Origin of the sequence: Serratia sp. BNK-33-b, from assembly GCF_048684565.1 — a bacterium.
Taxonomy (GTDB): Bacteria; Pseudomonadota; Gammaproteobacteria; order Enterobacterales; family Enterobacteriaceae; genus Serratia; species Serratia marcescens.
In genome coordinates this window covers 3616114-3638265 of record NZ_JBLQTZ010000001.1, presented here as the reverse complement: position 1 = coordinate 3638265, position 22152 = coordinate 3616114, and the positions used below count along the sequence as shown (strand labels likewise).

Sequence of the window (22152 nt, the reverse complement as noted above, 5' to 3'; positions counted from 1 at the left end):
CACAACATCACAAGCAAAAAACTATTAGAAAATATTGAGGGAAGACTATGGAACAGGCCGTGAATCTCTGGCCACTGATCGGCATCGCCGCCATCGTGGTCGGATTTGTATTGCGTTTCAATCCGGTGCTGGTGGTGATCGCCGCCGGCATCATCACCGGTCTGGCGGCGCTAATGCCGCTGGACGTCATTCTGGAAAAGCTCGGCGAGGGCTTTCTCAATACCCGCAACCTGCCGCTGATCCTGCTGTTGCCGCTGGCGGTGATCGGCCTGCTGGAACGACACGGGCTGAAAGAGCGGGCGCAGGCGTGGATCGCCAAGATCAAAAGCGCCACCGCCGGCCGTTTGCTGATCGTGTACCTGTTCGTGCGCGAGATCACCGCAGCGATGGGGCTGACCAGCCTGGGTGGGCACCCGCAGATGGTGCGGCCGCTGCTGGCGCCGATGGCGGAAGGGGCGACGGAAAACCGCTACGGCGAGCTGCCGGAGCGCACCCGCCACCGCCTGCGCGCCATGTCGGCCGCGACCGACAACGTCGGGCTGTTCTTCGGCGAGGATATTTTCGTGGCCTTCGGCGCGATCATCTTCATGCATAACTTTATGCTGGAGTCCGGCGGCATTCAGACCGAGCCGCTGCATATCGCGCTGTGGGGCATTCCGACCGCCATTTTCGCCTTCCTGATCCACGCGTTCCGGCTGTATCGGATGGATAAACAGCTGAGCGCCGAGCTGGCGCAGCTGAATCAGGCGGCGCTGCAGGCGAAGGGGGAGGCGCGATGAACTTCCAGCAACAATATCTCTACTGGCTGGCCGGCGCGGTGCTGCTGATTGTGGCGGTGATGTCTTTCCGCGATCGCGCCAACCCGCGCCGCATCACCACCGGGCTGTTTTGGGGGCTGTACGGCCTGGTATTCCTGGTCGGCGACTGGACTTACCGCCTGCTGGGCGACGTGCTCGGCGAAGGCAGCAACGAGAAACGCATGCTGCATATCATCGTTGGCGGGGTGGTGGTGGTGATGGCCCTGATCGCCGGCTTCGGCGGCGTGCGCCTCGGCAGCTATCATCAGCGAACGCCGCAGGAGCGCGAGGCCAGCGCCAAGCGTTTGGGCAACAAGCTGTTTATCCCCGCGTTGGCGATCCCGGTCGTGACGGTGATCGGCGTGCTGCTGTTCAACAACGTGCCGGCGTTGCAAAGCGCGGTGTTCGGCAGCGGTAACCACGCGACGCTGATCACCCTGTTCTCGATGACCGTCGGCTGCCTGATCGGTCTGGCGATCGCGGTGAAAATGACCCATGAGAAGGCCCTGCAGCCGATACAGGAAGCGCGGCGCCTGCTGGATTCGATCGGCTGGGCGTTCATTCTGCCGCAGATCCTCGCCACGCTGGGGTTGCTGTTTACCGTCGCCGGCGTCGGCACCGCAATCTCGCATTTGACCCAGGAGTATCTGGCGGTGGATAACCGCTTTATCGCCGTGGCGGTCTACGCTATCGGTATGGCGGTGCTGACCATGGTGATGGGCAACGCCTTCGCCGCGTTCCCGATCGTCACCGCAGGCATCGGCATTCCGATCCTGGTGCTGCAACACGGCGGCAACCCGGCGGTGATGGCGGCGATCGGCATGTTCTCCGGCTATTGCGGCACCCTGATGACGCCGATGGCGGCGAACTTCAACATTGTGCCGGCGGCGCTGCTGGAGTTGCCGGACAAGAATGCGGTGATCAAGGCGCAGGTGCCGACCGGCGTGCTGCTGCTGTTGGTTAACGTGTTCCTGCTGTATTTCCTGATGTTCCTGTAGGAGTAAGGATGCAAAAAGTATTGATCACCGGCTTCGAGCCGTTTGGTGGTGAGCGCCTCAATCCCTCCTGGGAAGTGGTGAAGCAGCTCAACGATATGGAACTGGTCGGCACGCGCATTGTGGCGCGCCAGCTGCCGTGCGTGTTCGGCGCGGCGCTGGAGGCGCTCAACGCGGCGATCGACGAGGTGCAGCCGGTGATGGTACTGGCTATCGGCCAGGCCGGCGGCCGCACCGACATCACGATTGAACGGGTGGCGATCAACGTCGACGACGCGCGTATCCCCGACAATCAGGGGCAGCAGCCGGTGGACGAACCGATCGTCGCCGGCGGTCCGGCGGCCTATTTCAGCACTTTGCCGATCAAAGCGATGGTGAGTTCGATGCGCGAGGCCGGTATTCCGGCCGCCGTTTCGCAGACTGCCGGCACCTACGTGTGCAACCATGTGATGTATGGGCTGCTGCACCGTTTGAGCGGCCAACGCGAGGTGAAGGGCGGTTTTATCCATATCCCGTATTTGCCTGAGCAGGCGGCGGCGCACCCCGGCGCGCCGAGCATGGCGGCTTCGACGGTGCTGTTTGCGCTGGAGCTGGCCGTTTCCATCGCTTTGCAGGTGGAACACGATCTGAAAGTGGTGGGCGGCGCGACGCATTAATCAAGAACACTCCCGGCGCACCGGGTTGCGCCGGGTCTACGCAAGGAGTGGCCTATGCCGGAAGGACCGGAGATCCGCCGGGCGGCGGACAAACTGGCGGCGGCGGTGATCGATCAGCCGCTGACCGCCGTCGATTTCGCTTTTCCCCAGTTGAAGCACTACCGCCAGCGTTTGCTCGGCGAGCGCATCGTCGCCATCGAGCCGCGCGGCAAGGCGCTGCTGACCCATTTCTCCAACGGGCTGACGATGTACAGCCATAACCAGCTGTATGGCGTGTGGAAAGTGGCGGCGGCGGGGGAGACGCCGGAGACCAAACGCGAACTGCGGGTGCGGCTGGAAACCGCCCGCAGCGCGATATTGCTCTACAGCGCTTCCGACATTACCCTCGGGCCGCGCGAGGAAATAGAACAACACCCGTTTTTGCAACGCATCGGCCCCGACGTGTTGGACATGTCGCTGACGGTGGATGAGGTGCAGGAGCGTTTGCTGACGCCGCGTTTTCGCCGCCGGCAGCTGGGTGGCATGCTGCTCGACCAGGCGTTTCTTGCCGGATTGGGCAACTATCTGCGCGCCGAAATCCTGTGGCAGGCCGAGTTGGCGCCGCAGCACAAACCGCAGGATCTGGCGCCAGAGGCGCTGCGGCGCCTGGCGGAGGCGTCGCTGGCGGTGCCGCGCCTTTCCTACCAGACGCGCGGGCAGGCGGATGACAACCGGCATCACGGCGCGCTGTTTCGCTTCAAGGTGTTTCATCGCAGCGGTGAGCCGTGCGAACGCTGCGGTGGGATGATCGTGCGTACCGACCTGTCGTCGCGGCCGTTTTATTGGTGCCCGGGCTGCCAGAAATAACCAAAAAAAAACGCCGCCCGAAGGGGCGGCGCTGTACGGTTTCAGCCAGGAAAGTGGCTTACTTGTTTTTCAGCTGGGATTTGAAATCACGCTCGGCATAGCCGGTGTACAGCTGACGCGGACGAGCAATTTTGATGCCTTCGTCGTGCATTTCGTTCCAGTGGGCGATCCAGCCGATGGTGCGCGCGATGGCGAAGATCACGGTGAACATGGAAGAAGGAATGCCCATCGCCTTCAGGATGATGCCGGAGTAGAAGTCGACGTTCGGGTACAGTTTCTTCTCGATGAAGTACGGGTCGTTCAGCGCGATGTGTTCCAGCTCCATCGCCACCTGCAGCAGGTTGTCGTCCTTCTTGTTCAGCTCTTTCAGCACTTCGTGACAGGTTTCGCGCATCACGGTGGCGCGCGGATCGTAGTTCTTGTACACGCGGTGGCCGAAGCCCATCAGGCGGAAGGAGTCGTTCTTGTCCTTGGCGCGCTTGATGAATTCCGGAATGTGCTCGACGGTCTTGATCTCTTCCAGCATTTTCAGCGCCGCTTCGTTGGCGCCGCCGTGCGCCGGCCCCCACAGGGAGGCGATGCCGGCCGCGATGCAGGCGAACGGGTTGGCGCCGGAAGAGCCGGCGGTGCGCACGGTTGAGGTAGAGGCGTTCTGCTCATGGTCGGCGTGCAGGATCAGGATGCGGTCCATGGCGCGTTCCAGCACCGGGTTCACCACGTATTCTTCGCACGGAGTGGCGAACATCATGTGCAGGAAGTTGCCGGCGTAGGACAGATCGTTGCGCGGATAAACGAACGGCTGGCCCAGGGAGTATTTGTAGCACATCGCGGCCACGGTCGGCATTTTGGACAGCAGGCGGAACGCGGTGATTTCACGGTGACGCTCGTTGTTGACGTCCAGCGCATCGTGGTAGAACGCCGCCAGCGCGCCGGTCACGCCGCACAGCACTGCCATCGGGTGCGAGTCGCGGCGGAAGCCACGGAACAGATGGGTGATCTGGTCGTGGATCATGGTATGGCGGGTTACGGTGGTCTTGAAGGTTTCGAATTCTTCCGGCGTTGGGGTCTCGCCGTACAGCAGGATGTAGCACACTTCCAGGTAGGAAGATTCTTTCGCCAGCTGCTCGATAGGGAAGCCGCGGTGCAGCAGCACGCCTTTGTCGCCGTCGATGAAGGTAATCTTGGATTCGCAAGAAGCGGTGGAGGTAAAGCCGGGATCAAATGTGAAATAACCTTTGGAACCCAGGGCGCGGACATCGAGGACATCAGGGCCCAGTGTCGGTGTCAATACGCCCAGTTCGATCGGAGCTTCGCTGTCGTTAATGGTTAGCGTCGCTTTCTTATCAGTCATTTACTGTCTCCTTAGCGCCTTATTTTAAAAACCACTAACAACTGAAATACCTTAAATCTCTGCAGGTTGCCCGCAAAAAATGGTGCGGACGCTAACTCTGTGAGCGACTGCGCAACTGTGCGCGGGTAGGGTACAGAGTGCTGACCAGGCGAACGAGACGGGTGACCAGTTGTTAACGATTCAGAGTAATTCGTTATAGTCTGTTAATCTTACCTATGAGCTGTTCGAAGAGATGTGAACCTATCCCAATAATCTGTTTTTATGTGCTTTATTTGCTTTTGACGCCGGCAAACTCGAGCGGGAAACAACGGCTATTGGGATAGGTTCGCCAAATACACTGTTGCATAACTCGAACCCGGGAGGAAGTGTATCTGCTGACCCATAGCGCATCATAGGACCGTTTGTGCCCCTATATGTAATGGAAATGTTGATCTCTTGTCAAATCAGATAATTAATTTTGCACTAATTGTGAAATCCGTGATCTGAATCACTGTTCGGGGGAAATGTTATCAAAGCGGTTGTATGAGAATTGTAATCAGAATGTGATCCTCCTATACTGCCGCCAGGTCTCCGGATTACCCTGAAGTAGGAGCACCCAGCGTTATAAATGCGCGCCGTTTGAGCACAGAGGATGTTGATGTTTGAGCGCGTGACGTGTAAGGGTTTTAGGCTCTTAACGCTGTCTGATCCCCGCCCAGGCCCGGAGGAAGGAAAATAATAAGAGCTGTGTGGGCAAATACGTGAAAAAACAACGACCTGTCAACTTGGATCTGCAAACGATCCGGTTCCCCGTAACTGCGATAGCGTCTATCTTACACCGAGTCTCTGGCGTAATTACCTTCGTTGCCGTGGGTATCCTCCTCTGGCTGCTGGGCCTGTCACTCTCTTCCCAAGAGGGGTTCCTGCAGGCGGCCGCCATCATGAATAGCTTCATCGTCAAATTCATATTCTGGGGCATCCTCACGGCGCTGGCCTATCACATTTGCGGTGGCATCCGTCACTTGTTAATGGATTTTGGCTACATCGAAGAGAGTTTGGCCGCCGGCACCCGTTCCGCCCAGGTGGCGATCGGTCTGACCGTCGTGCTGTCAGTTCTGGCTGGAGTCCTCGTATGGTAAACAACGTTTCTGCATTAGGGCGCAACGGCGTGCACGATTGGCTGCTGCTGCGTGCTTCCGCGATCATCATCACCCTGTACGTCCTGTATATCCTGGGCTTTTTCGTCACGGCTCCGGAACTCACTTATGACATCTGGCGCGGTTTCTTCGCCACTTCCATTACGAAAGTGTTCACTCTGCTGACCTTGCTGTCGATTCTGGTGCACGCCTGGATCGGGCTGTGGCAGGTGCTGACGGACTACGTCAAGCCGCTGGCGGTTCGCCTGGTGTTGCAGCTGGCTGTCGTGGTCGCGTTGCTGGTCTATTTACTGTACGGAACAATCGTAGTGTGGGGTGCTTAAATGAAACTGCCAGTCAGAGAGTTTGATGCCGTCGTAATCGGCGCCGGCGGTGCGGGCATGCGTGCCGCGCTGCAAATTTCCCAAGCGGGCTCGACCTGTGCCCTGCTGTCCAAAGTTTTCCCGACCCGTTCCCATACCGTGTCCGCACAGGGCGGCATTACCGTCGCGCTTGGCAACAGCCACGAGGACAACTGGGAATGGCATATGTACGACACGGTGAAAGGTTCCGACTATATCGGTGACCAGGACGCCATCGAATATATGTGTAAAACCGGCCCGGAAGCGATTCTGGAACTGGAACACATGGGCCTGCCGTTCTCTCGTCTGGACGACGGCCGCATTTATCAGCGCCCGTTCGGCGGCCAGTCGCTGAACTTCGGCGGCGAGCAGGCGGCGCGTACCGCAGCCGCAGCCGACCGTACCGGCCATGCGCTGCTGCACACCCTGTACCAACAGAACCTGAAAAACCACACCACCATCTTCTCCGAGTGGTATGCGCTTGATCTGGTGAAAAACCAGGACGGCGCGGTGGTCGGCACCACGGCTATCTGCATCGAAACCGGTGAAGTGGTTTACTTCAAAGCCAAGGCCACCGTGCTGGCGACCGGCGGCGCAGGCCGCATTTACCAGTCCACCACCAACGCCCACATTAACACCGGCGACGGTGTCGGCATGGCGCTGCGCGCCGGCGTGCCGGTGCAGGACATGGAAATGTGGCAGTTCCACCCGACCGGCATCGCCGGCGCGGGCGTGCTGGTGACCGAAGGCTGCCGCGGCGAAGGCGGTTACCTGCTGAACAAGCACGGCGAGCGCTTCATGGAGCGTTATGCGCCGAACGCCAAAGATCTGGCGGGCCGCGACGTGGTTGCCCGTTCGATCATGATCGAAATCCGCGAAGGCCGCGGCTGCGACGGTCCTTGGGGCCCGCACGCCAAGCTGAAGCTGGATCACCTGGGCAAAGAGGTGCTGGAATCCCGTCTGCCGGGCATTCTGGAACTGTCCCGCACCTTCGCGCACGTCGATCCGGTGAAAGAGCCGATCCCGGTTATCCCAACCTGTCACTATATGATGGGCGGCATTCCGACCAAGGTGACCGGCCAGGCGCTGACCGTGAACGAGAAGGGCGAAGACGTGGTGATCCCGGGGCTGTTCGCCGTGGGCGAAATCGCCTGCGTATCGGTGCACGGCGCCAACCGCCTGGGCGGCAACTCGCTGCTCGACCTGGTGGTGTTCGGCCGTTCCGCCGGCATGCACCTGCAGGAATCGCTGGAAGAGCAGGGCGTGAGCCGTGACGCCAGCGACTCCGACGTGGAAGCCTCGCTGGACCGTCTGAATCGTTGGAACAACACCCGTTCCGGCGAAGACCCGGTCGAAATTCGCAAAGCGCTGCAGTCTTGCATGCAGCACAACTTCTCGGTATTCCGCGAAGGCGATGCGATGGCCAAGGGCCTGGAAGAACTGAAAGTGATCCGTGAACGTCTGAAGAACGCACGCCTGGACGATACCTCCAGCGAGTTCAACACCCAGCGCATCGAATGTCTGGAGTTGGATAACCTGATGGAGACCGCGTATTCCACCGCCGTGTCGGCCAACTTCCGTACCGAGAGCCGTGGCGCGCACAGCCGCTTCGACTATCCGGAACGCGATGACGCCAACTGGCTGTGCCATTCGCTGTATCTGCCGCAATCGGAAAGCATGACGCGTCGTGAAGTGAACATGCAACCGAAGCTGCGCCCGGCATTCCCGCCGAAAGTGCGTTCTTACTAATTGCGGAGATCGACAGATGAAACTCGAATTTTCCATTTATCGCTACAATCCGGATGTCGACGACGCGCCGCACATGCAGGATTACACCCTGGAAGCGGAAGAAGGTCGCGACATGATGCTGCTGGATGCGTTGATCCAGCTGAAAGAAAAAGACCCGACCCTGTCGTTCCGTCGCTCATGCCGCGAAGGCGTGTGCGGTTCCGACGGCCTGAACATGAACGGTAAAAACGGCCTCGCGTGCATCACTCCGGTTTCGTCGCTGCGCAAAGGCAACGGCAAGATCGTGATCCGTCCGCTGCCGGGCCTGCCGGTAGTGCGCGATCTGGTGGTGGATATGGGCCAGTTCTATACCCAATATGAAAAGATCAAGCCATACCTGCTGAACGACGGTAAGAACCCGCCGGCGCGCGAGCACCTGCAATCGCCGGAGCAGCGCGCCAAGTTGGACGGTCTGTACGAGTGCATCCTGTGCGCCTGCTGTTCAACCTCTTGCCCATCGTTCTGGTGGAACCCGGACAAGTTCATCGGCCCAGCCGGTCTGTTGGCGGCGTATCGCTTCCTGATCGACAGCCGTGACACGGAAACGCAAGAACGTTTAGATGATCTGGACGACGCTTTTAGTGTTTTCCGCTGCCATAGCATTATGAATTGTGTCAGTGTATGCCCTAAAGGCTTGAACCCGACGCGTGCGATCGGGCATATCAAGTCCATGCTGCTGCAACGCGGCGCATAAACGGAATGAGATGCTGCGCCGGGCTCTTTTCCGGCGCACATCCCATAGGGGAGGGAACCTCTAAAAACTGACCCGCGGCTGCGGCGCTATGCAGCCTGGTTCTTCCGCCGGTTTTTAGAGGTTCCTTGTAAGGGACCGCAAGGTCCATAACAGAACGTATCGGGCCGTCATGGCCGCAAGTACGTCGAGTGAACCGTTTTACGGCAAACCGTATTCATCACGGTAATTATGTTAACCACGGCGAAAACTAAAGCTTCAAAGCTTAAGGGATCATGATGCAGAACGGCGCAATGAAGGCCTGGCTGGATTCCTCCTATCTGGCGGGCGCGAACCAGTCTTACATAGAGCAGCTCTATGAAGACTTCTTAACCGATCCGGGTTCCGTTGAAGATAGCTGGCGTTCCATTTTTCAACAGCTACCAACCGCGGGTGTCAAACCCGATCAGCTTCACTCTCAAACGCGCGATTACTTCCGCCGCCTGGCGAAAGACTCCGCGCGCTACAACACCACCATCACCGATCCGGAAACCGACGCCAAACAGGTCAAGGTACTGCAGCTGATCAACGCCTTCCGCTTCCGCGGGCATCAGCATGCCAACCTCGATCCGCTTGGCCTGTGGCAGCGCGAGCAAGTTCCTGACCTTGATCCCGCTTACCACAACCTGACCGAAGCCGATTTCCAGGAAACCTTCAACGTGGGCTCTTTCGCCATCGGCAAAGAAACCATGAAGCTGGGCGATCTGTACGCCGCGCTGAAGCAGACCTATTGCGGGTCGATCGGTGCTGAGTACATGCACATCACCAACACCGAAGAGAAACGCTGGATCCAGCAGCGTATCGAGTCGGTGGTGGGGCGCGCCAGCTTTACCGCCGACGAAAAACGCCGTTTCCTGAACGAGCTGACCGCGGCGGAAGGCCTGGAACGTTACCTGGGCGCCAAATTCCCGGGTGCCAAACGCTTCTCGCTGGAAGGCGGCGACGCGCTGGTGCCGATGCTGAAAGAGATGGTGCGCCACGCCGGCAAGAACGGCACGCGCGAAGTGGTGTTGGGCATGGCCCACCGCGGCCGTCTGAACGTGCTGATCAACGTGCTGGGCAAAAAGCCGGCCGATCTGTTCGACGAATTCGCCGGCAAGCATAAAGAACACCTCGGCACCGGTGACGTGAAATATCACCAGGGCTTCTCTTCCGACGTAGAAACCGAAGGCGGCATGGTTCACCTGGCGCTGGCGTTCAACCCGTCGCACCTGGAGATCGTCAGCCCGGTGGTCATGGGGTCGGTTCGCGCCCGTCGCGATCGTCTGGACGAAGCGCGCAGCAACATGGTGCTGCCGATCACCATCCACGGCGACGCCGCCATCACCGGCCAGGGCGTGGTTCAGGAAACCCTGAACATGTCTCAGGCCCGCGGCTACGAAGTGGGCGGCACCGTGCGTATCGTCATCAACAACCAGGTTGGCTTCACCACCTCCAACCCGCTGGATGCGCGCTCTACCGAATACTGCACCGACATCGCCAAAATGGTTCAGTCGCCGATCTTCCACGTTAATGCGGACGATCCGGAGGCCGTGGCCTTCGTCACCCGCCTGGCGTTGGATTTCCGTAACACCTTTAAGCGTGACGTGATGATCGATCTGGTCTGCTACCGTCGCCATGGGCACAACGAGGCCGACGAGCCGAGCGCCACCCAGCCGGTGATGTATCAGAAGATCAAGAAACACCCTACGCCGCGCAAAATCTATGCTGACGTGCTGACCGAGCAGAAAGTGGCCAGCCTGGAAGATGCCACGGAAATGGTCAACCTGTACCGCGACGCGCTCGACCGCGGCGATTGCGTGGTTGAAGAGTGGCGTCCGATGAACCTGCACTCCTTCACCTGGTCACCGTACCTGAACCACGAGTGGGACGAAGAGTACCCGAGCAAGGTTGAGATGAAGCGCCTGCAGGAGCTGGCACGCCGCATCAGCACCGTGCCGGAAGCGATCGAAATGCAGTCGCGCGTGGCGAAAATCTACGCTGACCGCGCCGAGATGGCCGCAGGCAACAAGCCGTTCGACTGGGGCGCCGCCGAAACGCTGGCCTACGCCACCATGGCGGATGAAGGCATTCCAATCCGCATCTCCGGCGAAGACGCCGGCCGCGGCACCTTCTTCCACCGTCACGCGGTGGTGCACAACCAGAAAAACGGTTCGGTCTACGTTCCGCTGGCGAATATCCACAGCGGCCAGGGCGAATTCAAGGTTTGGGACTCCGTACTGTCTGAAGAAGCGGTGCTGGCGTTCGAATACGGCTACGCCACGGCGGAACCGCGTACGCTGACCATCTGGGAAGCGCAGTTCGGCGACTTCGCCAACGGCGCGCAGGTCGTTATCGACCAGTTCATCAGCTCCGGCGAGCAAAAATGGGGCCGTATGTGCGGCCTGGTGATGCTGCTGCCGCACGGCTATGAAGGCCAGGGCCCTGAGCACTCTTCCGCGCGTCTGGAACGCTATCTGCAGCTGTGCGCAGAGCAGAACATGCAGGTGTGCGTCCCGTCTACGCCGGCGCAGGTTTACCATATGCTGCGTCGTCAGGCGCTGCGCGGTATGCGCCGTCCGTTGGTGGTGATGTCGCCGAAGTCGCTGCTGCGCCATCCGCTGGCGATTTCTTCGCTGGACGAGCTGGCCAACGGCACCTTCCTGCCGGCGATCGGCGAGATCGACGACTTGGATCCGAAAGCGGTCAAGCGCGTCGTGCTGTGCTCCGGCAAGGTCTACTACGACCTGCTGGAACAGCGTCGCAAGAACGAGCAGAAAGACGTGGCCATCGTGCGCATCGAGCAGCTGTATCCGTTCCCGCATCAGGCCGTGCAGGCCGTGCTGGAGCAATACTCGCACGTGCATGATTTCGTCTGGTGTCAGGAAGAGCCGCTGAACCAGGGCGCCTGGTACTGCAGCCAGCACAACTTCCGTGAAGTGGTGCCGTTCGGGGCTTCTTTACGTTACGCAGGACGTCCGGCCTCCGCCTCTCCGGCGGTGGGCTATATGTCCGTACACCAGAAGCAGCAGCAGGCTCTGGTGAACGACGCGCTGAATATTGACTAATGTTCGCTCGCTTGCCGGCCGTGGGGCCGGCAAGCAGATGATAAAAAACTTAAGGGAAAGCTAAATGAGTAGCGTAGATATTCTGGTTCCTGACCTTCCTGAATCGGTTGCCGATGCGACCGTAGCCACCTGGCACAAAAAGCCGGGCGACAGCGTGCAGCGTGATGAAGTCCTGGTTGAAATCGAAACCGACAAAGTGGTGTTGGAAGTGCCGGCCAGTGAAGCGGGCATTCTCGATGCTATCGTGGAAGAAGAGGGCGCGACCGTACTGTCTCGCCAGCTGCTCGGCCGCATCCGCCCAGGCGACAGCTCCGGCAAACCGACCGCCGAGAAGAGCCAGGAGAAAGAGTCCACGCCTGCACAGCGCGCGACCGCGAGCCTGGAAGAAGAAAGCAATGACGCGCTCAGCCCGGCGATTCGCCGCCTGATCGCCGAACACGACCTCGATGCAGGCGCCATCAAAGGCACCGGCGTGGGTGGCCGCATCACGCGTGAAGACGTGGAAGCGCACCTGGCCAAAGGCGGCGCCGCCGCCAAACCGGCCGCCGCCGCTGAAGCCGCACCGCAGCCTGCTCTGGCCGGCCGTAGCGAAAAACGCGTGCCGATGACTCGCCTGCGCAAACGCGTCGCTGAGCGTCTGCTGGAAGCGAAGAACAGCACCGCGATGCTGACCACCTTCAACGAAATCAACATGCAGCCGATCATGGATCTGCGCAAGCAGTACGGCGAAGCCTTCGAGAAGCGTCACGGCGTGCGTCTGGGCTTCATGTCCTTCTACATCAAGGCGGTGGTTGAAGCGCTGAAGCGCTTCCCGGAAGTGAACGCGTCGATCGACGGTTCCGACGTGGTTTACCACAACTACTTCGACATCAGCATCGCGGTTTCTACCCCGCGCGGCCTGGTGACGCCGGTACTGCGCGATGTGGACGCCATGAGCATGGCTGACATCGAGAAGAAAATCAAAGAGCTGGCCGTTAAGGGCCGCGACGGCAAACTGACCGTGGAAGAGCTGACCGGCGGTAACTTCACCATTACCAACGGCGGCGTATTCGGCTCCCTGATGTCCACTCCGATCATCAACCCGCCGCAGAGCGCCATCCTGGGCATGCACGCCATCAAAGATCGCCCAATGGCGGTCAATGGTCAGGTGGTGATCCAGCCGATGATGTATCTGGCGCTGTCTTATGACCACCGCCTGATCGACGGTAAAGAATCCGTCGGTTATCTGGTGACGGTCAAAGAGATGCTGGAAGATCCGGCTCGTCTGCTGCTGGACGTCTAGTAACCCTTGCCGGGCGCGGCGTGCCGCGCCCGCACTCTGTGCTATGTGGCCGGAAAACCATGCGGTTTACCGCGTAATAATGGTCCGGCTAAAAACCTTCAGAACTGAATGGATAGAACATCATGAATTTACACGAATATCAGGCAAAACAGCTGTTTGCTCGGTATGGCATGCCGGCACCGACCGGTTACGCCTGTACCACTCCGCGTGAAGCAGAAGAAGCCGCATCCAAAATCGGCTCCGGCCCGTGGGTGGTGAAATGTCAGGTTCATGCTGGCGGCCGCGGTAAAGCGGGCGGCGTTAAAGTCGTCAACAGCAAAGAAGATATCCGTGCTTTCGCGGAAGCCTGGTTGGGCAAGCGTCTGGTGACTTACCAGACTGACGCGCTGGGCCAGCCGGTTAACCAGATCCTGGTTGAAGCGGCGACCGACATCGATAAAGAACTGTACCTGGGCGCCGTCGTAGACCGCGCGACCCGTCGCATCGTATTCATGGCGTCTACCGAAGGCGGCGTGGAAATCGAGAAAGTGGCGGAAGAAACCCCTGAACTGATCCACAAAATGACCATCGATCCGCTGGCGGGTCCACAGCCTTATCAGGGCCGTGAGCTGGCCTTCAAACTGGGCCTGACCGGCAAGCAAGTCAGCCAGTTCGCCAAGATCTTCATGGGCCTGGCGACGCTGTTCCTGGAGCGCGACCTGGCGATGGTTGAGATCAACCCGCTGGTGATCACCAAGCAGGGCGATCTGGTGTGCCTGGACGGCAAACTGGGCGCCGACGGCAACGCCCTGTTCCGTCAGCCTGAACTGCGTGAAATGCGTGACCCTTCTCAGGAAGATGAGCGTGAATCCCGTGCGGCCCAGTGGGAGCTGAACTACGTTGCCCTCGACGGCAACATCGGCTGCATGGTGAACGGCGCAGGTCTGGCGATGGGCACCATGGACATCGTTAAACTGCACGGCGGCGAGCCGGCCAACTTCCTGGACGTAGGCGGCGGCGCGACCAAAGAGCGCGTGACCGAAGCGTTCAAAATCATCCTGTCCGACGACAAGGTGAAAGCGGTTCTGGTTAACATCTTCGGTGGTATCGTTCGTTGCGATCTGATCGCCGACGGCATCATCGGCGCAGTGGCTGAAGTGGGCGTTAACGTCCCGGTCGTGGTGCGCCTGGAAGGGAACAACGCCGAACTGGGCGCCAAGAAACTGGCGGACAGCGGCCTGAATATCATTGCTGCGACCAGCCTGACTGATGCGGCTCAGCAAGTTGTTGCAGCAGTGGAGGGTAAATAATGTCCATCTTAATCGATAAAAACACCAAAGTAATTTGCCAGGGCTTCACCGGTAGCCAGGGGACTTTCCACTCCGAACAAGCTATCGCTTACGGCACCAAAATGGTTGGCGGCGTCACCCCAGGCAAAGGCGGCACTCAGCACCTGGGTCTGCCGGTGTTCAACACCGTGCGCGAAGCGGTTGAAGCGACCGGCGCGACGGCCTCCGTCATTTACGTTCCAGCGCCGTTCTGCAAAGACTCCATTCTGGAAGCGATCGATGCCGGCATCAAATTGATCATCACCATCACCGAAGGCATCCCGACCCTGGACATGCTGACCGTGAAAGTGAAGCTGGACGAAGCCGGCGTGCGCATGATTGGGCCGAACTGCCCTGGCGTGATCACCCCGGGCGAGTGCAAAATCGGCATCATGCCTGGCCACATCCACCTGCCGGGCAAAGTGGGCATCGTTTCCCGCTCCGGTACCCTGACCTATGAAGCGGTGAAACAAACCACCGATGCCGGTCTGGGCCAGTCCACCTGTGTGGGCATCGGCGGCGACCCGATCCCGGGCTCCAACTTCATCGATATCCTGAAGATGTTCCAGCAGGATCCGCAGACCGAAGCGATCGTGATGATCGGTGAGATCGGCGGCAGCGCTGAAGAAGAAGCGGCAGCTTACATCAAAGAACACGTCACCAAACCGGTTGTCGGTTACATCGCCGGCGTGACCGCGCCGAAAGGCAAGCGTATGGGCCACGCGGGCGCCATCATCGCAGGCGGCAAGGGCACGGCGGACGAGAAGTTTGCTGCGCTGGAAGCGGCGGGCGTGAAAACCGTTCGCAGCCTGGCGGACATCGGCGACGCGGTAAAAGCGGTGCTGAAGCGCTAAGATCTTAGTACGAAATAATAATATCTCGACATGTTTGGCCACCCATTGGGTGGCCTTTTTTATGGGTAAAGATCAGAAGTCGTTGAGCGCCTTGATCAGCGCGATCCGATCCTGCAGGCGGCGCTGCTGCACCGGATCCGCGGCGGCTTGCCGCTGCTGCTCCAGCGAGGTGAGGGCGGCGCGGTAATCGTCGGCGTTGCTGAACAGAGCGTCTTTGACGTTGATCGAGGCGACGTTGGTGTAGCGCCCGTCGTCGGTGGTCGGTACCTGGATAACGCCTTCATTAAGCAGCCGTTTGACGATCGCCCGCTGCGGTTCGTATCCTTCCATGCCAACCAGTTTCCAGCGCTGCGGCGGCACGCCCTGGTATTGGCCGTGTTTCACTTCCGTCAGGTAGCGCAGGGCCAGGTGGCGAATGGTGCCTTCTTCTTCACCGTATTGCGCTTTGCTGTCGAACAGCACCGGGAAGGATTGCCCTTCCAGCGCGCCGCCCTTTTGCGTCAGGTGGCCCATGCGGTAACTGTTCATGCCCAGACGGATCGGCATGTCGTCGGTGACCGGCGTGCCGTCTGCCAGGCGCAGATCGACGATGCGCGAACCGGCGGGTTGGCGCAGATCAATGGTATAGGTGACGCCATCGAAGAAATCGTTGGTGGAATATTTGGACGAACGCCGCGCCGGGTTAAAGCTGTAGGTGACGTCGCCCGGCTGCAGCTGATTGAAGTAGCCGGCGGACCACTCCATATAGCGTTTAAGCGCTTTACCGTTAAGTTGATAAACGGTGATCTCGCCGCCGGCGTATTGGTAGTTAAAGGCGATATCCTTGGCCTTGATGTCGCCGACGTCCAGTTTGGCGCGATCGTTGTCGATCTGCAGAGCGATCACCTGCGCCAGCGGTGCGTAGTGACGGGCGGCCTGCTGGAACAGCGCGCTGATGCCGGTATCCTGCACGTGCACCTGAGGAATGCCGCGGAACTCGTCGGCAGGCACCAGATCGCTGCCGCTCAGCTTCGCCACCACCCGGTTGGCGTTGGCGCGCAAAATGTCATGATACGGCCGGTAGAGAGCCTGCATGGCGCTGTCCGGCGTCAGCCCTTTGATCGGGTAGGTGTAGCTGTTTTTGTCGATCAGCGTGAATTTGCCATCGCGGCGTTCAAATTGCAGATCGATGCGTGACAGCGCGCGGCCGTATTTGTCCGGTTCGGTGATGATGACGCCGTTGACCACCGCCTTGTCGATCTTCACATGCATGTGGCCGGCGACGATCGCCGCCAGCTCCGGGTTGGCGTTGGCGATGTCGGCCACGCCGGTGCCGGGGCGCTGGTTCTCGTTGTCGATGCCCATATGCGCCACCAGCACGATGGCATCGACCTGGCCGTCGATTTGTTTGATGACCTGTTTCACCGCCTGCACCGGATCGGTGAAGTTCAGTCCTTTGATACGATCGGTGCCCTTGGCGAATTCAGCGGTCATCGGCGTGTCCATGCCGATAATGCCGATCTTCACGCCCTGGCGTTCGAGGATGGTGTAGGCCGGCAGATAAGGCTTGCCGTTATCCCAGACGATGTTGCCCGCCAGCGCCGCGCCCTTGAACTGCTTGAGCGGGGTGCCCAGCACCGGCAGGCCGAAGTCGAACTCGTGATTGCCCATCACCCAGACGTCGTAGTTGAGCGCGTTGAGGCCCAACATCATCGGGCTGACGGCCTCATGCTTGAAGGTTTCAACGAAGTTGCCCTGAATAGTGTCGCCGGCGTCCACCAGGATCAGGTTAGGCTGCTCGGCGCGTACCTTTTTGACCTGAGTGGCTATCTGGCTCAGGCTGCCCGCCAGGTTTTCCGTGTCGCTGGCGTAGTCCCAAGGCACGAAGGTGCCGTGCAGATCGGAGGTGCCCAGCAGGGTGATGTTTACCGTTTCGGCGGCCATGGCGTTTCCCGAGAGTCCCAAGACAGAGGCAAAGATGATTTTTTTCATAACTTATTGTCACTCAATGCAATTTTAACATAAGCGGTCATTTTGCTACAAAATCGCAACCTTTACGATCCCATCGCGAGAAATAGACTAATATTGGAGAGAGATTTGTTGTTTTGTGACTGCAATCACTGTCACGGCTTAATGGAAATAAAAGGTTAATTATGTCGCAGAATAAGCGCGTAATAATACAATGGCGGCCCTTTTGAATTACATTTATTTAACACAAAAATATCATTAAAAAACAATTAAACCATTGCGCAACATGCCCTCAAGAAAAATAGGCGAAATGTGCTGATGAATATGGAAATAATATGCGGATAGGCTTAAATTGTCTCAGATCAAATTAGCCCGAAGTACCTCTTTCGGCTAAGATTTGACCTGTAACCAAAAGTCCAACCCACGTCACGTAAAAACCTATTTATTGTGTGGGATTGGGCGAGTATCATCCATGTTGTGATTATGGATGGTTGATCTTGTTGCATTTGTTACCCGTTGTCGGTTTTCAGTGGCGTGCTTGTCGACGGCCCGAGAGGCTATTGGCGAGTGTGCGGTTGAAAGCGGAGAAGCTGGATCAAATTTGTTGTGTTTAAGGGCATTCACTGCGGGGCGTTACTGGCGGCTTTGAAAGAAGCATGCCGATAACCGCGTGTCGGAGTCTTCCTGCGAGGAGCAAGGAGTCAAGATGTTTGATATTGTCGAACTGTCGCGCTTACAGTTTGCTTTAACGGCGATGTACCATTTCTTATTTGTCCCATTAACGCTCGGTATGGCGTTCTTGCTGGCAATTATGGAAACGGTATATGTCCTGTCTGGCAAACAAATCTATAAAGACATGACCAAATTCTGGGGAAAGTTATTTGCGATTAACTTTGCTCTGGGTGTGGCCACCGGTTTGACCATGGAGTTCCAGTTCGGGACCAACTGGTCGTATTTCTCTCATTACGTCGGCGATATCTTCGGGGCCCCACTGGCTATCGAAGGTCTGATGGCGTTCTTCCTTGAATCGACGCTGGTCGGCCTGTTCTTCTTCGGCTGGGATCGTCTGAGCAAGGTGCAGCACATGGCGGTAACCTGGTTCGTGGCCCTCGGCTCCAACCTGTCCGCGCTGTGGATCCTGGTCGCCAACGGCTGGATGCAGAACCCGATCGCGTCGGATTTCAACTTCGAAACCATGCGCATGGAGATGGTCAGCTTCTCCGAGCTGGTGCTTAACCCGGTTGCACAGGTGAAATTCGTTCACACCGTGGCTGCAGGTTACACCACCGGCGCCATGTTCGTGCTGGGCATCAGCTCCTACTATCTGCTGAAGGGCCGCGACATCGCTTTCGCCAAGCGCTCCTTCGCCATCGCCGCCAGCTTCGGCATGGCTGCGGTGCTGTCGGTGATCGTGCTGGGTGACGAATCCGGTTACGAAATGGGCGACGTACAGAAAACCAAACTGGCCGCCATTGAAGCGGAGTGGGATACCCAGCCGGCGCCGGCGTCCTTCACCCTGTTCGGCATTCCCGATCAGGACAAGATGGAAAACTCCTTCTCTATTCAGATCCCGTATGCGCTTGGCCTGATCGCCACGCGTTCCACCGACACGCAGGTCACCGGCCTGAAAGATCTGCTGGCGCAACATGAAGTGCGCATCCGCAACGGCATGAAAGCCTACCAGCTGCTGGAAGAGCTGCGCGGCGGCAATACCGATCCTGCGGTGCGTGCGGAATTCAACAAAACCAAGCAAGACCTGGGCTACGGCATGCTGCTGAAGCGTTATACCCCGAACGTCAGCGACGCGACGGAAGCGCAGATCCAGCAGGCGACCAAGGACTCCATTCCACGCGTGGCGCCGCTGTACTTCGCCTTCCGCATCATGGTGGCCTGTGGCGTGCTGATGCTGCTGATTATCGGCCTGTCCTTCCTGAGCGTGGTGCGCGGCCGCATCGGCCAGAAAAAATGGCTGTTGCGTGCGGCGCTGTATGGCCTGCCGCTGCCGTGGATCGCGGTGGAAGCTGGCTGGTTCGTGGCGGAATACGGCCGTCAACCGTGGGCGATTGGTGAGGTGCTGCCGACCGCAGTCGCCAACTCTTCGCTGACCGCGGGCGACATTCTGTTCTCGATGGGGCTGATTTGCGGCTTGTACACCCTGTTCCTGGTGGCTGAAATGTACCTGATGTTCAAGTTTGCGCGTCTGGGTCCAAGCAGCCTGAAAACCGGCCGCTACCACTTTGAACAACCGACTGCCGCCGTGCAGGAAGCGCGCTAAACAGGAGTCCACGTATGTTTGACTATGAAGTACTGCGATTTATCTGGTGGGTGCTGGTTGGCGTACTGCTGATCGGCTTCGCCGTCACCGACGGTTTCGACATGGGCGTCGGCATCCTGGTGCGCATCATCGGTAAAACCGATACCGAGCGCCGGGTGATGATCAACTCCATCGCCCCGCACTGGGACGGTAACCAGGTGTGGCTGATCACCGCCGGCGGCGCGCTGTTCGCCGCCTGGCCGATGGTCTACGCAGCGGCCTTCTCGGGCTTCTACGTCGCCATGATCCTGGTGCTGGCGGCCTTGTTCTTCCGCCCGGTCGGTTTTGACTACCGTTCCAAGCTGGAGAGCACCCGCTGGCGCAACATGTGGGACTGGGGCATCTTCATCGGTTCCTTCGTGCCTGCATTGGTGTTCGGCGTGGCGTTCGGCAACCTGCTGCAGGGCGTGCCGTTCCATGTGGACGAGTACCTGCGTCTGTTCTACACCGGCAACTTCTTCCAACTGCTGAATCCGTTCGGTCTGTTGGCAGGCGTGGTCAGTCTGACCATGCTGGTCACTCAGGGCGCGACTTACCTGCAGATGCGCACCACCGGCGAGATCCACCTGCGGTCACGCGCCGCAGCGCAGATCGCGACGCTGATCATGGCGGTATGCTTCCTGCTGGCGGGCGTGTGGCTGGTGAAAGGCATCGACGGCTACGTGATCACTTCGGCGCTGGACACCATGGCGGAATCCAACCCGCTGCGTAAAGAAGTGGCGCATCAGGCCGGCGCATGGCTGATCAACTTCAACAAGTATCCGCTGCTGTGGGCGTTGCCTGCGCTGGGCGTGGTGCTGCCGTTGTTCACCATCCTGTTCTCGCGTCTGGAGAAAGGCGCGCTGGCGTTCGTCACCTCGTCGCTGACCATCGCCTGCGTCATCCTCACTGCCGGGGTCACCATGTTCCCGTTCGTGATGCCGTCCAGCACCGTGCCTAACGTCAGCCTGACCATGTGGGACGCGACCTCGAGCCTGTTGACGCTGAAAGTGATGACCGTCGTGGCGGCGATCTTCGTGCCTATCGTTTTGGCGTACACCAGCTGGTCGTACTACAAAATGTTCGGTCGCCTCGACAAGAATTACATCGAAAACAACAAGCATTCGCTGTACTAAGGATAAGGAGCTAAACCATGTGGTATTTTGCCTGGATTCTCGGAACGCTTCTTGCCTGCGCCTTCGGCATCATCACGGCGCTGGCGCTTGAGCAGAGCGAAGCGACCAAAGCTCAGCAAGACGGTAAGTGATGAGCTCGTCCGTGATTGACAAGCTGTACGCTGTCACCGACAAGGGCCCGGTTCGGGCCCTTTCCCTGGTGCTGGCGTTGATTTTGGCGGGGTGCGTGTTCTGGGATCCGACGCGTTTCGCCGCCAAAACCAGCTCGCTGGAGATTTGGGAAGGGCTGTTGCTGATTTGGGCCGTATGCGCCGGGGTGATCCACGGTTTCGGATTCCGCCCGCAGCGCAGCGTCTGGCGCGCTTTTTTCGCGCCGCTTCCCGCAATTGTGATCTTGTGCGCAGGATTACTTTACGTTTCTTTATAATCTCCCCGATGTCCCCACGTTATGGGCCCTCACGGCCCATAATTATTTTCATTCCCATCTTGTAACCCATTCCCAACCCGATCCGTCTTGCGTATAGTAGCAGCGTTAAATTGCATTGCTGGGAAGTAGAGTGAGTAATACGTTGTTTCGATGGCCGGTTCGCGTTTACTACGAGGATACCGATGCCAGTGGTGTGGTCTATCACGCCCGCTACGTCGCCTTTTTTGAAAGAGCGCGCACAGAGATGCTGCGTCAGCACAACTTTCATCAACAGCAGCTGCTCAGTGAACAAGTCGCTTTTGTCGTCCGGCGCATGACGGTGGATTATCTGGCTCCGGCTCGTCTCGACGAGCAACTGGAGGTCCAGAGTGAAATCACCTCTCTGCGCGGGGCTTCTCTCACGTTTGCTCAACGCATTGTCAATTCTGACGGGGCCCTACTGAGCCAGGCAGATGTCCTGATTGCCTGTATTGATCCACACCAAATGAAGCCAAGAGCGCTTCCTAAGTCTATTGTCGCGGAGTTTAAGCAGTGACTGACATGAACATCCTAGATTTATTCTTGAAGGCGAGCCTGCTGGTTAAGCTTATCATGTTGATTTTGATATGCTTCTCGGTAGCCTCCTGGGCGATCATCATTCAGCGCACCCGCATCCTCAATGCGGCGACGCGCGACGCCGAAGCCTTTGAAGACAAATTCTGGTCCGGTATCGAGCTTTCCCGTCTGTACCAGGAAAGTCAGGCGCGTCGCGATAGCCTGACCGGTTCCGAGCAGATCTTCCATTCCGGTTTCAAAGAGTTCGCCCGCCTGCACCGCGCCAACAACCATGCGCCGGAGTCGGTGATCGAAGGGGCGTCGCGCGCGATGCGCATTTCGATGAACCGCGAGCTGGAAACGCTGGAAACCCATATTCCGTTCCTCGGCACCGTCGGTTCGATCAGTCCGTACATCGGTCTGTTCGGCACCGTGTGGGGGATCATGCACGCCTTTATCGCGCTGGGCGCGGTGAAGCAAGCCACGCTGCAGATGGTGGCGCCGGGTATCGCCGAAGCGCTGATCGCCACCGCGATCGGTCTGTTCGCCGCCATCCCGGCGGTAATGGCCTATAACCGTCTCAACCAGCGCGTCAACAAGCTTGAGCAGAATTACGACAACTTTATGGAAGAGTTCACCGCTATTCTGCATCGTCAGGCCTTCTCCAGCGACAGCAAATAAGTAG

Annotated in this window: 20 protein-coding genes; 18 read left to right on the top strand and 2 right to left on the bottom strand. The window is 58.8% G+C overall.

Going from position 1 to position 22152, the window contains the following annotated elements; translation table 11 throughout:
• The first annotated feature begins 47 nt into the window (after nt 1–47).
• From ACMGGK_RS17585 to nei, 4 genes are read left to right on the top strand one after another with little or no spacing between them, the layout of a single operon-like run.
• Nucleotides 48–779 carry a DUF969 domain-containing protein gene (locus tag ACMGGK_RS17585; protein WP_016928734.1) on the top strand — a complete coding sequence of 244 codons (732 nt, stop codon included), beginning with the start codon at nt 48–50 and terminating at the stop codon, nt 777–779.
• Complete coding sequence (locus tag ACMGGK_RS17580) at nt 776–1795, top strand: DUF979 domain-containing protein (RefSeq protein ID WP_016928733.1); 1020 nt, start codon at nt 776–778, stop codon at nt 1793–1795. Before ACMGGK_RS17585 ends, ACMGGK_RS17580 begins: the two co-directional genes overlap by 4 nt.
• A gap of 8 nt (nt 1796–1803) precedes the next feature.
• The gene (gene pcp, locus ACMGGK_RS17575) at nt 1804–2448 is read left to right on the top strand and encodes a pyroglutamyl-peptidase I (protein WP_016928732.1); all 645 of its coding nucleotides are present in this window, start codon (nt 1804–1806) and stop codon (nt 2446–2448) included.
• A 54-nt stretch (nt 2449–2502) separates the two neighbouring features.
• Nucleotides 2503–3294 (top strand): endonuclease VIII, encoded by a 792-nt coding sequence (gene nei, locus ACMGGK_RS17570; RefSeq protein ID WP_049300328.1) that lies wholly within the window; start codon nt 2503–2505, stop codon nt 3292–3294.
• A gap of 58 nt (nt 3295–3352) precedes the next feature.
• On the opposite strand, the gene ACMGGK_RS17565 is transcribed toward nei, so the two are convergent.
• A complete protein-coding gene (locus ACMGGK_RS17565) occupies nt 3353–4645 on the bottom strand; it encodes a citrate synthase (protein ID WP_016928730.1) in 1293 nt (430 codons plus the stop codon).
• Nucleotides 4646–5373: 728 nt separating this feature from the next.
• Between ACMGGK_RS17565 and sdhC the strand changes: the two genes are divergently transcribed.
• The 8 genes from sdhC to sucD all read left to right on the top strand — a co-directional run bounded on the left by sdhC (nt 5374) and on the right by sucD (nt 15130).
• A complete protein-coding gene (gene sdhC, locus ACMGGK_RS17560) occupies nt 5374–5763 on the top strand; it encodes a succinate dehydrogenase cytochrome b556 subunit (RefSeq protein WP_004939893.1) in 390 nt (129 codons plus the stop codon).
• Nucleotides 5757–6104, top strand: a complete 348-nt coding sequence (gene sdhD, locus ACMGGK_RS17555; RefSeq protein ID WP_004939891.1) for a succinate dehydrogenase membrane anchor subunit — start codon at nt 5757–5759, stop codon at nt 6102–6104. The genes sdhC and sdhD overlap by 7 nt, the downstream gene beginning before the upstream one ends.
• Entirely contained in the window at nt 6105–7871 is a 1767-nt protein-coding gene (sdhA, locus tag ACMGGK_RS17550; RefSeq protein ID WP_015376974.1) for a succinate dehydrogenase flavoprotein subunit, read from the top strand. It abuts the gene before it with no gap.
• 16 nt (nt 7872–7887) lie between these two features.
• Nucleotides 7888–8604: a succinate dehydrogenase iron-sulfur subunit gene (locus tag ACMGGK_RS17545; protein ID WP_015376975.1), complete on the top strand. Its 717-nt coding sequence runs from the start codon at nt 7888–7890 to the stop codon at nt 8602–8604.
• A gap of 275 nt (nt 8605–8879) precedes the next feature.
• On the top strand, nt 8880–11687 hold the full coding sequence (sucA, locus tag ACMGGK_RS17540; protein WP_025301881.1) for a 2-oxoglutarate dehydrogenase E1 component: 2808 nt from the start codon (nt 8880–8882) through the stop codon (nt 11685–11687).
• A gap of 64 nt (nt 11688–11751) precedes the next feature.
• Nucleotides 11752–12969: a 2-oxoglutarate dehydrogenase complex dihydrolipoyllysine-residue succinyltransferase gene (odhB, locus tag ACMGGK_RS17535; protein ID WP_015376977.1), complete on the top strand. Its 1218-nt coding sequence runs from the start codon at nt 11752–11754 to the stop codon at nt 12967–12969.
• 122 nt (nt 12970–13091) lie between these two features.
• Nucleotides 13092–14258, top strand: coding sequence for an ADP-forming succinate--CoA ligase subunit beta (gene sucC, locus ACMGGK_RS17530; RefSeq protein ID WP_015376978.1), 1167 nt, complete (start codon nt 13092–13094; stop codon nt 14256–14258).
• Nucleotides 14258–15130: a succinate--CoA ligase subunit alpha gene (sucD, locus tag ACMGGK_RS17525; protein WP_004939878.1), complete on the top strand. Its 873-nt coding sequence runs from the start codon at nt 14258–14260 to the stop codon at nt 15128–15130. The genes sucC and sucD overlap by 1 nt, the downstream gene beginning before the upstream one ends.
• A 72-nt stretch (nt 15131–15202) precedes the next feature.
• On the opposite strand, the gene ACMGGK_RS17520 is transcribed toward sucD, so the two are convergent.
• Nucleotides 15203–17101: a bifunctional metallophosphatase/5'-nucleotidase gene (locus ACMGGK_RS17520; protein ID WP_239044303.1), complete on the bottom strand. Its 1899-nt coding sequence runs from the start codon at nt 17099–17101 to the stop codon at nt 15203–15205.
• Nucleotides 17102–17783: 682 nt separating this feature from the next.
• Between ACMGGK_RS17520 and cydA the strand changes: the two genes are divergently transcribed.
• The 6 genes from cydA to tolQ all read left to right on the top strand — a co-directional run bounded on the left by cydA (nt 17784) and on the right by tolQ (nt 22148).
• Nucleotides 17784–19352 carry a cytochrome ubiquinol oxidase subunit I gene (cydA, locus tag ACMGGK_RS17515; RefSeq protein ID WP_049300326.1) on the top strand — a complete coding sequence of 523 codons (1569 nt, stop codon included), beginning with the start codon at nt 17784–17786 and terminating at the stop codon, nt 19350–19352.
• A 14-nt stretch (nt 19353–19366) separates the two neighbouring features.
• Nucleotides 19367–20506, top strand: coding sequence for a cytochrome d ubiquinol oxidase subunit II (gene cydB / locus ACMGGK_RS17510; RefSeq protein ID WP_016928727.1), 1140 nt, complete (start codon nt 19367–19369; stop codon nt 20504–20506).
• Nucleotides 20507–20523: 17 nt separating this feature from the next.
• Entirely contained in the window at nt 20524–20637 is a 114-nt protein-coding gene (cydX, locus tag ACMGGK_RS17505) for a cytochrome bd-I oxidase subunit CydX (RefSeq protein ID WP_004939868.1), read from the top strand.
• Nucleotides 20637–20933 carry a cyd operon protein YbgE gene (ybgE, locus tag ACMGGK_RS17500; RefSeq protein ID WP_004939866.1) on the top strand — a complete coding sequence of 99 codons (297 nt, stop codon included), beginning with the start codon at nt 20637–20639 and terminating at the stop codon, nt 20931–20933. The genes cydX and ybgE overlap by 1 nt, the downstream gene beginning before the upstream one ends.
• Nucleotides 20934–21063: 130 nt before the next feature.
• The gene (gene ybgC / locus ACMGGK_RS17495) at nt 21064–21468 is read left to right on the top strand and encodes a tol-pal system-associated acyl-CoA thioesterase (protein WP_004939863.1); all 405 of its coding nucleotides are present in this window, start codon (nt 21064–21066) and stop codon (nt 21466–21468) included.
• Nucleotides 21465–22148, top strand: a complete 684-nt coding sequence (gene tolQ, locus ACMGGK_RS17490; protein ID WP_004939862.1) for a Tol-Pal system protein TolQ — start codon at nt 21465–21467, stop codon at nt 22146–22148. The genes ybgC and tolQ overlap by 4 nt, the downstream gene beginning before the upstream one ends.
• Nucleotides 22149–22152: the final 4 nt, after the last annotated feature.